Below are 13,164 nucleotides of genomic sequence, written 5' to 3' on the forward strand. Positions count from 1 at the left end.
AGATCCAAGCTGACAAGAGCTAGCGACACCAAATCCGAGGCGAGTACATCCGCCCACTCGCAATCTAAGAACAGACCCATGACTACGTCGTCCCTGTGCTGTTGCGATCCATCCACGCCAGCCAGCCCGCACGATGCGCCAGGGCGTCGTGCAGGGCGTGATGCCAAGGATGGGCGGGATGCTCGTGGTAGCGAGCCACTGCCGTGTCGTACACGGTCGTATCAATCAGCGGGCGAAGGTCATAGAGCACCCGGTTCACGTTGGCCGGCAGGGTGCCGCCCATGGCCATCAGTAGCAGGTCGCGGTCGATGGCCGAATCGCTGGCCAACTGCACGCGACGTGGCAATACCCGAAACCAGGCGTGCAGCAGGTGGCCAAACTCCGGCAGGGTGCAGAGCGCTGCAGCGTCTTCGCCCAAATGTGGCAGCACGTTGGCCACGACGAAATGGTTGCACGAGGTACGCGAGAAGTCGGTGCGCTCCAGGTAGATCGAACGCTGACCATCCTCGGTGACCATGCCAACGCTCACCAGCTCCCGCCGGTATTCGTCGGTGTATTCGGTATCGAGAAAGATCAACATAGCGGCGCAGGTCTGTCAGCGGTTCTTGGACATCCGGGCCAACCGATGTTCGAGCGCCATCCGGACATCGGGTTCGCTCAACCCGAGGATCGGGTTGCACGTAATGAGGTGACGCTTGGCTTCCGCTGGCCAGCCTTCGGCATCGTCATCAAGTGCCAGCCAGTCTTCAGGCATGCGATGGCGGACGTCTCTGACAATCTGCTGATATCGGGTTGAGTGATTCAGCCACCAAAAAAGCAGTTCATCGTCCTCGGCCATTTTGCTGTGCCATGTCGCGCCAATGATCCGGCTTCGCAGACCTTCAGGAAGCCGTTCCGCTGCATACCGAAAGCCTTTGACCCTTACCCAGCTCGTCGACAACACAATCTTGATGTCGGGGTAGGGCGTCAAAATGCTTTGAAGTCGAGAGGCGTACTCGAACAGAGTGCCCATGCCGCGGAGGACGGCCCGGTTGCGTTGGTCGAGATAGACGTCGTAGTGGTGAAGGACGCCATCAAAATCGAGGTAGATGATCACCACGTCAGAGTCCCTGCCGGCTCAGGTAGGGGTATTCCTCTGCCGGAATTTGCCGAGAGCGTTGCTCAGCGTTTTCGATGATTTCATCAGCCACTGCATCCGTTCCGTCCGCATAGATCCTTAACTCGTTGTGCTTTTCCTTGACGTCAGCGATGGTCACAGTGAGTCCTGTGGCCCGGATGTGCTGTAGCAGTTCTTTGCTGAATTCGCGAAGCAGTGGAGCCCAGCTGTCCGGGCAAGCAAATGTAAATTGGGCGCCGTAGAGCTCGGGATAATCCGCGCAGAGGTGCTTGCTGTTTTCCTCGTTCATAAAAGCTGCCTGTTCTGGAATCACGGTGAGCTCAGGTCGAGGAGCGCCGTAACTCCTGCGACATGGCCGTGGCAGGCACCCGCACAGCCAACAGCCTCGCCGCCCAAATCCAAAGCAGCAATCCAAATCCATAGAGCGGCAGCAGGAACAGGCCATAGAAAAGCAGCTTGAACGCTTCGACCTTTTGCTGTGACACCAGACGACAACTTTGTTCTACGGCTTCTGTCGTGCGCCCCTGACTCCGGACGGCGTAAAGCACATGTCGCTTGGCGCTGCCAAAGAATCGAGGAAAGCGGACTTCGGCGAAGAAGAAAGTCTGGGCGTCGCGATCCCGGAGTAGGGAATCCAGGACGGGTAACGTCATCACGCCCTCGCAGTAGCCGTCGCTTCCGCTTTCGGTGTTGAAGCGCAGATACGAGTAATACCGAGCGCCGTTCTGGTTTTCTTCGATGGAACCCAAGCTGGCCAGATAGCCGGTGATTGTGCGAAGAGCCATTTAACGCCCTTGTTCAGAAACTGCCTTATGGGTTGACGCGGTCACTAGCCTGGTCTGGCGAGCTCGCTGATCCATTGATGCGACTAGTTCAGTGGCAAGCTATCACCATCAATACAATTAAAACAATCATTGATGGTTATGCATTGCAATTTGATTCAGGCAGACGGAAAAGAGGGCAGGGATTACACTGATGGCATTGATAGCTTTGGGGTGGGCTATGGGTGGCATCGATAGCGCCAAGGGCGAAGCGTCCACGGCCGAGAACGACACGGGTCTGCCGCCCTTGGCGCTTCGCCCGCGATCGGACCATCTGTTAGTAGTCGTCACGGGGCGTCCGTCTCGGTCTGGGCATGTGCCTCTTCAGGTGGCCATTCCCCAAGAGCTCCTTGGCCGCCTGCGGTTTGAAACCCTTGGCAGCACTAATCAGGTCCTCATGGCCCTTGTTCGTCAGGCCATCGCTTGGCTGGATGGTGAGGGCCTAACCTTGCGCGCCGACGTCCACGAGGGGCCTGTGCCAACGTCGGTGGCGGCTACCAGAGCCATTCCAGATCATCTCGGGGGGAAGGCAAAACAGGAATTTGTTCAATCGCTGGATGACCTGTGGCCTAACGCACGTCTCAGCTCGGCGCCGCGGGACGGGCATTTGCTTGCTGTCCAAATGGAGCGACAGCCCCGAGTGGACGCTCAGCTCACTCAGATATCCATCCCCAAAGACGTCCTGACACGCTTGCAGCGCGATGGCGTGGGCGCAGTGAGTCAGTTGGTTATTTCGCTGGCCCGCTATGCTGTTCGTCTGTTGGACAGCGAGAAGCTCTCGCTGGATGTTGGGGCCGAGCCGGCACGCCCGGCGATCTCGCCCCCCGAGACGGAAGCAGCCCAATCTGAGGGCAGCGCCCTTGAGGGGCACCAAAGATCGGCGAGCCTGACTGTCGATGATCTAATCAATGCCCTATCAAAGCTTCCAAGGCACGCGCATGTCGTGTTCGAGGAGCGCGATAACAGGTGGTGGGATGTAGAGCACGTAGAGGCGGCCCATCTGCGTGTCGACAACCCTTACGAGCGACCACTGGCCCCAGGTGAAATTCCCGGGGAGGAGACGACGGCACTCGTGTTGCTAAAGGGCAGCCCATCCGACGTCTACGAATTTGACGGTGACGAAATCGAGTGATCAGAGGCCATATGGCGCGGCACGCGCTGTCCAAGGCCTCTCGAGCTGACAAGGAAAGCTGATGGTGATGGACGTTGTAGTAAAAGCCGAGACTCAAGCTTGCTGCCAAATGCCCGATCTAGAGGCTAAACGGCTTTTACTTGGTCAGCAAAAAAAGCTGATGGTGATGGTGATGGTTGTAGAGCAACGAAGCCATCGAACTCAATCGGGATTGGCAGGAGTAGCGGCTGCGCGTCCTGTCAGGTCGACGCTAACTTTCAACCATGCCAAGAGATCTCTTCATCGATCGTCATCTTTGGTCAATTCTCAACGCGCAGAAGTAGTCTGTTTTCGGTGAGCGCTAACAGACCGCAGGCCATCAGGCACGCGAGATAGGACCCAGGCAACTTGCCCCAGCGACACATTTTCATTGGCTTGGCCTCGTGCTTGAGCCTAACCAAGTGGATCAAGACAGGAATAATAGAATGACCAGTGCCCAACAACGCGCCGAACTGCAACGCCGAATCTGGCAAATCGCCAACGATGTACGCGGTGCCGTGGATGGCTGGGATTTCAAGCAGTACGTGCTGGGTAGTCTGTTCTACCGCTTCATTAGTGAGAACTTCGCCAGCTACATCGAAGGCGGTGACGACAGCGTCAACTATGCTGAGCTGACCGACAGCGTCATCACGGCAGACATCAAAGACGACGCCATCAAGACCAAAGGCTACTTCATCTATCCCACCCAGCTGTTTGCCAAGGTTGCCGCCAGCGCCAACACCAACGAGAGCCTGAATACCGATCTGGCCGCCATCTTTGCCGCCATTGAAGCCTCCGCCAACGGCTATCCGTCAGAGCAAGACATCAAGGGCCTGTTTGCCGACTTCGACACCACCAGCAACCGCCTTGGCAATACCGTCAAGGACAAGAACATCCGTCTGGCGGCCGTACTCAAGGGTGTGGCCGAACTGGATTTCGGGCATTTTGACGCCAGCCACATCGACCTATTCGGCGACGCCTACGAATTCCTCATCTCCAACTACGCCGCCAATGCCGGCAAATCGGGCGGCGAGTTTTTCACACCGCAGCATGTCTCCAAGCTGATCGCACAGCTCGCCATGCACAAGCAGACCAGCGTCAACAAGATTTATGACCCGGCCTGCGGCTCCGGCTCGCTGTTGCTTCAGGCCAAAAAGCACTTCGATTCACACATCATCGAAGACGGCTTCTTCGGGCAAGAAATCAACCACACCACCTACAACCTGGCGCGGATGAACATGTTCTTGCACAACATCAACTACGACAAGTTCAACATCCAGCTCGGCAATACCCTCGTCGAACCGCAATTCGGCGGCGATAAACCCTTCGATGCCATCGTCTCCAACCCGCCCTACTCGGTGAAATGGATAGGCGGCGACGACCCCACGCTGATCAATGACGAACGCTTTGCCCCAGCAGGCGTACTCGCGCCCAAGTCCAAGGCCGACTTTGCCTTTGTGCTGCATGCGCTGAGCTACCTTTCTAGCAAAGGCCGTGCGGCGATTGTCTGCTTTCCCGGCATCTTTTACCGGGGAGGTGCCGAGCAAAAAATTCGCCAGTACCTGGTGGACAACAACTATGTGGAGACGGTGATTTCGCTGGCGCCCAACCTGTTCTACGGCACCACCATCGCCGTGAACATCCTGGTGCTGTCCAAACACAAAACCAACACCAACATCCAGTTCATCGACGCCAGCGGGCTGTTCAAGAAGGAAGCCAACAACAACGTGCTACTGGATACACACATCGACCAAATCCTGGCGGTGTTCGACAGCAAGACGAATGTCGATCACTTCGCGATGTCGGTGCCATTTGAGCTGGTCGCCGCCAACGACTACAACCTCTCGGTCAGCAGCTATGTCGACGCCAAAGACACTCGTGAAGCGATAGATATCGCCCACCTCAATGCTGAGCTAAAAACCACCGTCGCGAAGATCGACGAGCTGCGCAAGGACATTGATGAGATTGTCACTAAGATCGAAGGCGAGGAGCTCAAGGTATGAGCAGTGCGCGCTTTTTGGACAAGCTACTGGGTGGGGTGGCGGTGGAGTGGACGGTATTGGGAGATGAGCGCTTTATTGAGGTGGCGAATGCTGCAAGGCGCCCAGTAAAGGCTTCTCTACGTGTGACTGGTAAAACTCCTTATTACGGCGCGAATAATATCCAGGACTACGTGAACGGCTATACCCATGACGGAGAATATATCCTAATCGCGGAAGATGGCTCGGCGAGCCTGGAAAATTACTCTATTCAATACGCAACTGGAAAATTTTGGGCAAATAATCACGTGCATGTTGTGCGTGGAAAGCAATGGCTAAACACCAAGTTTCTCTACCATTATTTGCATATCGTTGATTTCATCCCTTACTTAGCAAACAAAGATAGGTCCAAGCTGACAAAAGGGGAGATGGTAAAGATTCCTCTCCCCGTCCCCTGCCCAGAAAACCCTCGGAAATCGCTGGAAATCCAGGTCGAGATCGTCCGCATACTGGACACCTTTACCGAGCTGACCGCCGAGCTGACCGCCGAGCTGGCCGCCCGCAAAAAACAATACAAGCACTACCGCGACCAGTTGTTGAGTTTTGACGACAGGGAAGTGGAGTGGAAGACGATGGGACAAGTGGCGGAAATTGGCACGGGCAGTCATGACACACAAGACGCCATTGAGGACGGCGACTATATTTTTTATGCGCGCGGCCGTGAACCGCTAAAGCTGAACGTGTTTGATTTTGATGAAACTGCAATCATCACTGCCGGGGATGGCGCCGGAGTAGGGAAAGTATTTCACTATGCGCAAGGTAAGTATGCGCTGCACCAACGAGCGTACCGCATCGTCCCAGGACCACTAGTGGAGCCGAGGTTTGTATATCACTGGTTGGCATCACATTTTTACGGGTACATACAAAAAGCTTCAGTGAGTTCATCTGTCACCTCGCTTCGAAGGCCTATGTTCTTAAATTTTCCGATACCAGTTCCATCGCTCACCGAACAATCCCGCATCGTCGCCATCCTCGACAAATTCGACGTCCTAACCAACTCTGTCAGCGAAGGCCTGCCCCACGAAATAGAGCTGCGCCAGAAGCAATATGCGTATTACCGCGACCTGCTGCTGAGCTTCCCCAAGCCAGAGGCGGTAGAGGCATAACATGGGCAAGACGCTCACCGAAATCGCTCAGCAGCTGAAAGACGTCAACAAGAAGGTACAACTCATTTATGCCTTCAATGGTACCGGCAAGACGCGCCTGTCGCGGGAGTTCAAGCAGCTGGTTGCGCCGAAGGCGGAGAGTGATGACGCGCCGTCGTCGGAGTTGGCCGACAAAAAAATTCTATATTACAGCGCCTTTACCGAAGACTTATTTTACTGGGACAACGACCTGGGGCTGGATGCTGAGCCGAAGCTGAAGATTCAACCCAATGCGTTCACCAAATGGGTGCTGGAAGAGCAAGGCCAGGACCAAAGCGTTACTACTACCTTTCAGCGCTACACGAGCGAAAAGTTGACGCCGCAATTCAGTGCGGATTTCTCATCGGTCAGTTTTTCGTTCGAGCGCGGCAATAATCAGCAAGAGCCTCACATTAAAATCTCCAAGGGCGAGGAAAGTAACTTCATCTGGAGCATTTTCAATGCTCTTCTGGAGCAGGTGGTTTCCGAACTGAACATCGCCGAAGTCGCCGACCGCTCCACCGAAGTCTTCAACAATTTGACACACGTCTTTGTTGACGACCCTGTGAGCTCACTCGACGAGAATCACCTGATCGAACTAGCGGTCAACTTGGCGGGGTTGATAAAATCAAGCCAGTCCGACCTGAAATTCATCATCACTACGCACAGCCCTTTGTTCTATAACGTGCTGTTCAATGAGTTCAGCAACAAGGCCTGCTACATGCTGGAGCGTTTCGAAGATGGCAGCTTCGCGCTCACTGAGAAGCTTGGCGACTCCAACAAGAGCTTTTCCTATCATTTGCACCTGCTGCAGACCGTCGAACAGGCCATTGCTGACAGCAAGGTCGAGCGGTTCCACTTCACCCTGCTGCGTAATCTTTACGAGAAGACCGCCAGCTTTTTGGGTTACCCCAAGTGGTCCGAGCTCTTGCCGGATGACAAGCAGCTTTACTACAGCCGAATCATCAATTTCACTAGCCACAGCACGCTGTCCAATGAAGCAGTTGCACAGCCCACGCTGGCAGAGAGCGCGACGGTCAAACTGTTGCTCGACCACTTGAAGAGCAGCTATGGCTTCTGGAAGCAGGAAGAACAAAATGCCTGAGTGCAGCATGGCGATCGCCGAATCGAACAACTTCATCGTTCTGGATAAATACACCCAGGAATGGAAGGTTGCAGAAAGCTACCAGAGCGAAAGCGATCTAGAGCGGGAATTCATCCAGGATTTGCAGAATCAGGGTTATGAGTACCTTTCCGACCTGAACACGCCTGACGCTTTGCTTGCGAATGTGCGCGTCCAGCTGCAAGCGCTCAATAGCGTGCAGTTTGCTGACGGCGAATGGTTGCGCTTTGTTGAGACTTGGCTGGATAGGCCCAGCGACGGTATCGTCGAGAAGACCCGCAAGATCCACGACGACTACGTCCACGACTTTGTCTTCGACGACGGACGTATCCAGAACATTTACTTGCTGGACAAGAAGAACATTGCCCGCAACAAGGTGCAGGTGATCAAGCAGTTCGAGCAGACTGGCAGCCACGCCAACCGCTATGACGTGACGATTCTGGTGAATGGATTGCCGCTGGTACAGGTGGAGCTCAAAAAGCGCGGCGTTGCGATTCGTGAAGCCTTCAATCAGGTACACCGCTACAGCAAGGAGAGCTTCAACAGCGAGCATTCGCTGTTCAAGTACCTGCAATTGTTTGTGATCTCCAACGGTACTGACAGCCGGTATTTCGCCAACACCACGGCACGCAATAAGAACAGCTTCGACTTCACCATGAACTGGGCGAAGTCGGATAACGGCTTGATCAAGGACCTGAAGGACTTCACCGCCACCTTCTTCCAGACGCGCACCCTGCTCAATGTGCTGTTGCATTACTCGGTGTTCGATGTCAGCAACACCCTGCTAGTGATGCGCCCGTACCAGATTGCCGCCACCGAGCGTATCCTATGGAAGATCAACAGCGCGTATCAGGTAAAGAACTGGAGCAACACGGAAAGTGGCGGCTTCATCTGGCACACCACGGGCTCGGGCAAGACGCTGACAAGTTTCAAGGCGGCACGTCTGGCCACCGAGCTGGAATTCATCGACAAGGTGTTTTTTGTGGTGGACCGCAAGGATCTGGATTACCAGACCATGAAGGAATATCAGCGCTTTTCGCCGGATAGCGTGAACGGCTCGGACAGCACGGCGGGCCTGAAGCGTAACCTGGACAAGGACGACAACAAGATTGTCGTCACCACCATCCAGAAGCTCAACAACTTGATGAAGAGCGAGGCTGACCTGCCCATCTACAGCAAGCAAGTGGTGTTCATTTTTGACGAGTGCCATCGCAGCCAGTTTGGTGAGGCGCAGAAGAACCTGAAGAAGAAGTTCAAGAAGTTCTATCAGTTCGGTTTTACCGGCACGCCCATTTTTCCTGAGAACGCGCTGGGCGCCGAAACCACTGCCAACGTGTTTGGACGTGAACTGCATTCGTATGTAATCACCGATGCGATTCGCGATGAGAAGGTCTTGAAGTTCAAGGTGGACTACAACGATGTTCGCCCGCAGTTCAAAGCCGTTGAAACCGAGAAGGACGAGAAGAAGCTGAGCGCAGCGGAGAACAAGCAAGCCCTGCTGCACCCGGACCGCATCCGCGAGATCACTCAGTACATACTGAACAATTACCGGCAGAAAACCCACCGCCTGCATGCGGGCAATAAAGGGTTCAATGCTATGTTTGCGGTCAGCAGCGTGGACGCCGCCAAGCTGTACTACGAGTCTTTCAGGGAGCTACAGAAGGACATCGACAAACCGCTGAAGGTGGCCACCATCTTCTCGTTCGCTGCCAACGAGGAGCAGGATGCGATCGGTGACATTCAGGACGAGAGTTTTGATGTGTCGGCCATGAACAGCAGTGCTAAAGAGTTTTTGAGCGCGGCGATTGATGATTACAACGCGCTGTTCAAAACCAATTTCAGCGTGGACAGCAACGGCTTCCAGAACTATTACCGCGACCTGGCCAAGCAGGTTAAAGCCAAGGAGATTGACCTGCTCATTGTGGTTGGTATGTTCCTGACCGGCTTTGATGCTCCCACGCTCAATACGCTGTTTGTCGACAAGAACCTGCGCTATCACGGGCTGATGCAGGCCTATTCGCGCACCAACCGCATCTTTGATGCCACCAAGACCTTCGGCAACATCGTCACCTTCCGCGATCTGGAGCAGGCGACCATTGATGCCATCACCCTGTTCGGTGACAAGAATACCAAGAACGTGGTGCTGGAGAAGAGTTATAAGGAGTACATGGAAGGCTTCACCGATGCGGCCACCGGTGAAGCACGGCGTGGCTTTGTGGAAGTGGTGAAGGAGCTGGAAACCCGTTTCCCTGATCCTGCCGCCATTGAGAAAGAAGCTGACAAGAAGGCCTTCGCCAAGCTGTTTGGCGAGTATTTGCGTGTGGAGAACGTGCTTCAAAACTACGACGAGTTCGCCAGCCTGAAGGAATTGCAAAGCGTCGATATGAACGACTCCGCTGCGATGGAGGCGTTCAAGGCTAAGCACTACCTGAGCGATGACGATCTGATCTCACTGCAAGCCATCACGCTTCCTTCAGAGCGGAAGATTCAGGATTACCGTTCGACATACAACGACGTGCGCGACTGGCTGCGACGTGAAAAAGCGGGGGAAGGCAAGGATAAATCCACCATCGACTGGGGCGATGTGGTTTTTGAGATAGACCTGCTCAAATCGCAGGAAATCAATCTTGACTACATCCTGGAGCTGATCTTCGAGCATAACAAGAAAGTCAAGAGTAAGTCGGAGTTGGTGGATGAAGTGCGCCGCGTGATTCGCGCCAGCCTGGGCAACCGCGCGAAAGAGAGCTTGGTAGTCGATTTCATCAACCAAACCGATCTGGACCGGATTGGCGACAAGGCCAGCGTGATCGATGCCTTCTTCACTTTTGCTCAAGCGGAGCAGCAGCGCGAGGCGCAAGAACTGATAGACACCGAGAACCTGAATGCGGAGGCGGCAAGGCGCTACATCACCACCTCACTCAAACGGGAATTTGCGAGCGACAACGGCACGGAACTGAACGCCGTGCTGCCCAAGATGAGCCCGCTGAATCCGCAATATCTGACCAAGAAGCAGAGCGTGTTCCAGAAGATCGCCGCCTATGTGGAGAAATTTAAAGGCGTGGGTGGACAGATATAGGCTCGGCGCATAGTGAAATTCGATGCCGCTGGGATTTGGTGAACACACCGGGTCAATTTCAGTCGCGAAGTTCTTGCCAGCGAGGCGGCTCGAAGCGCAGCGGCGCGACTCGCCTACGCTCCGTGCGATACATCCAGCAAGTGTGCAGTCGGCAGAGCCCAGCAGAGCCGCATCCGTCATGGTGCAGTTCTTTATATTGTTGATCACCCGCCCGTGACTCATCGGCTGGGGACTGCCACATAGTTGCGCAACGCCTGTAAGTGACGAGCCAAAGGTAGCCTGAGGTGTTCGACCTTTTGCAGGACAAATGAAAAGGCCGCTCGGCGAGAGTGGCCTGAATCATTGAAAACATTGGTCGGGGTGGCATGATTCGAACATTCGACTTCTAGGTCCCGAACGTTCATGTCGGCCAAAAATCTTGAAATCACATGACACGGTTATGCCGACGTATGGCACATTCTCAGCCCAACCGTTTCGCAAGCTCTCCCGCATCGGGGTGGTAGTAGCGGAGCAGCATCCGGGTATCGCGATGCCCAGTGATCTTCGCAAGCTCGTGGAGCTGGAACTTCGACGCTAGGCGTGACGTTGCCTCGTGCCTCAGATCATGAAAGCGTAGATCGCAGAGGAAGGCAGGGGCGGGTCGTGTTTTGTGTTCTTTGCATTCGTTTTCGTACACGGCTCGAGCGCGCCGAAGAGCCCGTTCAAAAGCTTGGGTGATTCCATCCGGGTGAACCGAAAACACGGGACCATGCAACGAGGCCGGGACCGCTGGGGTCTTGCGCCGACCAGTAACGCCCTTGCCTGGAAGCAGCGCGGCCAGAGTGGCCACGGCAACCAGTGAGAGCGGCACTTCACGCGAGTTGCCGTTCTTTGTTTCTGGGAGGTATGCAACGCGGCGATCAAGGTCGATGTGTTCCCAATGTAGTGCTGCAATCTCGCTGCGGCGCATTGCGGTCTCGACAGCCAACGTGACGACTGCGGGTAGAAGCTCTGACTCGCTGGCGGCGATGATGCGATCGAGTTCATTTGTTGTTCGATCGCCGCGCGGACCGGCCGTGTCCGCCGCCACCCGACGCGTTCTGGAATTCGCCACGATGGGCTTGCGCACTAGGTCCACTGGATTTGAGAGGCTCTCCATGTGCCACTCTTTTCTGGCAACGTTGAACAAGTGCGAAAGTCTGGCGAGGCGCCGCAGTACGGTTGCCGGAGCCAGTCCATCTGCCAGCCAACTGTCGCGCTGTTGCGCAATATCGCCACTTCGGATGGTGGCCACGGTGCGCGCTGCCAATGATGTCTGGCGCCAAAGATGCAGCACCGACTTTTCGCGCACCGCTCCCTTCAGGGCAGGAATGACGTCGGTCTCGTAGCGGTCAAGTAATGCATGCAGTGTTGTGCTCTCAGCCTCGCTACGATCGAGCCAGACGCCGCGGTTCATCTCCGACTCGATCATGGCGGCCCAGGCCTCTGCCTCCGCCTTGGTGTCGAAGGTCTTGGTCTGCGCTGGCCATCCACGTCGCCTTACCTGTGCTTCCCACGAATACCGACCGCGCTTGCGAAAGGTGGCCATGCCACAACCTTGTCGTTGGTGTGGCAATAATGTGGCATAAAAGCCATTTAATTATATAATTTATTGATTATAAGTGGATTTGTGACGCATTCGTAATGCGTAGGTCGTAGGTTCGATTCCTATTTCCGGCACCAGTATCAGAAAAAGCCCGCGCAAGCGGGCTTTTTTTGTTGCCCGATAACGCAAGTTATTGCGTCACACGGCTTTTCCTCTTTTGCGGAGGATTGTCACTCCCGCCATCCCCGCAAAGGGCAGTCAACGACTTTGGATAGAATTTTGTTTAATTACATTCGGTTACGACTATTTCTCGTTGATCGCTGCCATCGTTCGACCAGCGCGACGTCGTAACAAGTTACAAGTCGCCTTGTTGCCACGATCTAATTTGTGATAGCGATCACCCTTTGTTGCGGCGTTGGCGCCGCCACTTGCCGCTTATCCGGAATAACTTACCGTTTGTCGGCTACGAGGTTTTCGTGAACCTGACGGCATTATATGTTCTTGCGTAAACAGGCAGGGGGTGTCGCATGAAGTTGCTGCTCGGGTCGCAGGGGGCGAATCCGGCGCGTAGGGGCAAGGGTGACCCTATTCGTGGTTTTTCCCTGATCGAACTGATCGTTACCCTGGTGATCGCCTCGATCATCCTTGCGTTCGCGATTCCCAGCTTCCGGGCCATGATCATCGCCAATCGTTTGACGACGGCGACCAATGACATCGTCGATGCGCTCAACACCGCGCGGGTCGAAGCAGTGAAGCGCAACGGCAACGTGCAGTTCTGCGCCAGCACGACGTCCGACAACACCACCGATACGCTGGGCACCGCGTGCAGCACCAACAGCGGTGCGGTGTATGGCCTGAGCGTCAACAGCACCGGCAACACGGCGGCAGACCAGGTGCGCGGCACCCCGCCTGCCTTGGTATCGCCGCTGAAGATTTCCAGCACCGTGACATTCACGGCCATCCGCTTCAACGGCCAGGGCATGGGCATGAAGGCGGGCACCACCGTGCCCTTCAGCGACAACGTCGTCCAGATCTGCGCGACCAACATCAGCCGCGACAACATCCGCACGGTGGCGCTGGCTGCCGGATCCATCGTGCAAGTCACCACCTCTTCGGGAACCTGCTCGTGATGAGCCCGACACATCGCGCC

At 55.3% G+C, this 13,164-nt stretch carries 11 protein-coding genes and 1 tRNA gene; 7 read left to right on the forward strand and 5 right to left on the reverse strand.

All coding sequences use genetic code 11. From position 1 onward, the window contains the following. Positions 1 to 82: 82 nt before the first annotated feature. From DK366_RS14055 to DK366_RS14070, 4 genes are read right to left on the reverse strand one after another with little or no spacing between them, the layout of a single operon-like run. Entirely contained in the window at positions 83 to 580 is a 498-nt protein-coding gene (locus DK366_RS14055; protein ID WP_109126172.1) for a hypothetical protein, read from the reverse strand. A gap of 15 nt (positions 581 to 595) precedes the next feature. Then, on the reverse strand, positions 596 to 1,099 hold the full coding sequence (locus DK366_RS14060; RefSeq protein ID WP_109126173.1) for an HAD domain-containing protein: 504 nt from the start codon (positions 1,097 to 1,099) through the stop codon (positions 596 to 598). A 1-nt stretch (position 1,100) separates the two neighbouring features. Next, the gene (locus DK366_RS14065) at positions 1,101 to 1,406 is read right to left on the reverse strand and encodes a hypothetical protein (RefSeq protein WP_109126174.1); all 306 of its coding nucleotides are present in this window, start codon (positions 1,404 to 1,406) and stop codon (positions 1,101 to 1,103) included. Positions 1,407 to 1,437: 31 nt separating this feature from the next. Beyond that, a complete protein-coding gene (locus tag DK366_RS14070) occupies positions 1,438 to 1,902 on the reverse strand; it encodes a hypothetical protein (protein ID WP_109126175.1) in 465 nt (154 codons plus the stop codon). A 217-nt stretch (positions 1,903 to 2,119) separates the two neighbouring features. Between DK366_RS14070 and DK366_RS14075 the strand changes: the two genes are divergently transcribed. The 5 genes from DK366_RS14075 (at position 2,120) to DK366_RS14095 (ending at position 10,450) form a co-directional block, all read left to right on the forward strand. Then, on the forward strand, positions 2,120 to 3,070 hold the full coding sequence (locus DK366_RS14075) for a hypothetical protein (protein WP_157956538.1): 951 nt from the start codon (positions 2,120 to 2,122) through the stop codon (positions 3,068 to 3,070). 464 nt (positions 3,071 to 3,534) lie between these two features. After that, complete coding sequence (locus tag DK366_RS14080; protein WP_109126177.1) at positions 3,535 to 5,091, forward strand: type I restriction-modification system subunit M; 1,557 nt, start codon at positions 3,535 to 3,537, stop codon at positions 5,089 to 5,091. Next, positions 5,088 to 6,233, forward strand: coding sequence for a restriction endonuclease subunit S (locus DK366_RS14085; protein ID WP_109126178.1), 1,146 nt, complete (start codon positions 5,088 to 5,090; stop codon positions 6,231 to 6,233). Before DK366_RS14080 ends, DK366_RS14085 begins: the two co-directional genes overlap by 4 nt. A 1-nt stretch (position 6,234) precedes the next feature. Continuing rightward, a complete protein-coding gene (locus DK366_RS14090; protein ID WP_109126179.1) occupies positions 6,235 to 7,356 on the forward strand; it encodes an anticodon nuclease in 1,122 nt (373 codons plus the stop codon). 7 nt (positions 7,357 to 7,363) lie between these two features. After that, the gene (locus tag DK366_RS14095) at positions 7,364 to 10,450 is read left to right on the forward strand and encodes a type I restriction endonuclease subunit R (protein ID WP_232821049.1); all 3,087 of its coding nucleotides are present in this window, start codon (positions 7,364 to 7,366) and stop codon (positions 10,448 to 10,450) included. Positions 10,451 to 10,910: 460 nt separating this feature from the next. Here DK366_RS14095 and DK366_RS14100 read toward each other — a convergent pair whose 3' ends face one another. After that, entirely contained in the window at positions 10,911 to 12,017 is a 1,107-nt protein-coding gene (locus DK366_RS14100; protein WP_109126181.1) for a site-specific integrase, read from the reverse strand. A 14-nt stretch (positions 12,018 to 12,031) separates the two neighbouring features. Here DK366_RS14100 and DK366_RS21250 point away from each other — a divergent pair. After that, positions 12,032 to 12,151, forward strand: a tRNA-Thr gene (locus DK366_RS21250). 390 nt (positions 12,152 to 12,541) lie between these two features. Then, positions 12,542 to 13,144, forward strand: a complete 603-nt coding sequence (locus tag DK366_RS14105; RefSeq protein ID WP_109126182.1) for a GspH/FimT family pseudopilin — start codon at positions 12,542 to 12,544, stop codon at positions 13,142 to 13,144. Positions 13,145 to 13,164 lie beyond the last annotated feature (20 nt).

Origin of the sequence: Dyella sp. C11 (assembly GCF_003121485.1) — a bacterium.
Classification (GTDB): domain Bacteria; phylum Pseudomonadota; class Gammaproteobacteria; order Xanthomonadales; family Rhodanobacteraceae; genus Dyella.

Coding starts and splice junctions, on each gene's coding strand:
- DK366_RS14055 (WP_109126172.1), bottom strand. CDS start 580: ATGTTGATCTTTCTCGATACCGAATACACCGACGAATACCGGCGGGAG.
- DK366_RS14065 (WP_109126174.1), bottom strand. CDS start 1,406: ATGAACGAGGAAAACAGCAAGCACCTCTGCGCGGATTATCCCGAGCTC.
- DK366_RS14070 (WP_109126175.1), bottom strand. CDS start 1,902: ATGGCTCTTCGCACAATCACCGGCTATCTGGCCAGCTTGGGTTCCATC.
- DK366_RS14075 (WP_157956538.1), top strand. CDS start 2,120: ATGGGTGGCATCGATAGCGCCAAGGGCGAAGCGTCCACGGCCGAGAAC.
- DK366_RS14080 (WP_109126177.1), top strand. CDS start 3,535: ATGACCAGTGCCCAACAACGCGCCGAACTGCAACGCCGAATCTGGCAA.
- DK366_RS14085 (WP_109126178.1), top strand. CDS start 5,088: ATGAGCAGTGCGCGCTTTTTGGACAAGCTACTGGGTGGGGTGGCGGTG.
- DK366_RS14090 (WP_109126179.1), top strand. CDS start 6,235: ATGGGCAAGACGCTCACCGAAATCGCTCAGCAGCTGAAAGACGTCAAC.
- DK366_RS14095 (WP_232821049.1), top strand. CDS start 7,364: ATGGCGATCGCCGAATCGAACAACTTCATCGTTCTGGATAAATACACC.
- DK366_RS14100 (WP_109126181.1), bottom strand. CDS start 12,017: ATGGCCACCTTTCGCAAGCGCGGTCGGTATTCGTGGGAAGCACAGGTA.
- DK366_RS14105 (WP_109126182.1), top strand. CDS start 12,542: ATGAAGTTGCTGCTCGGGTCGCAGGGGGCGAATCCGGCGCGTAGGGGC.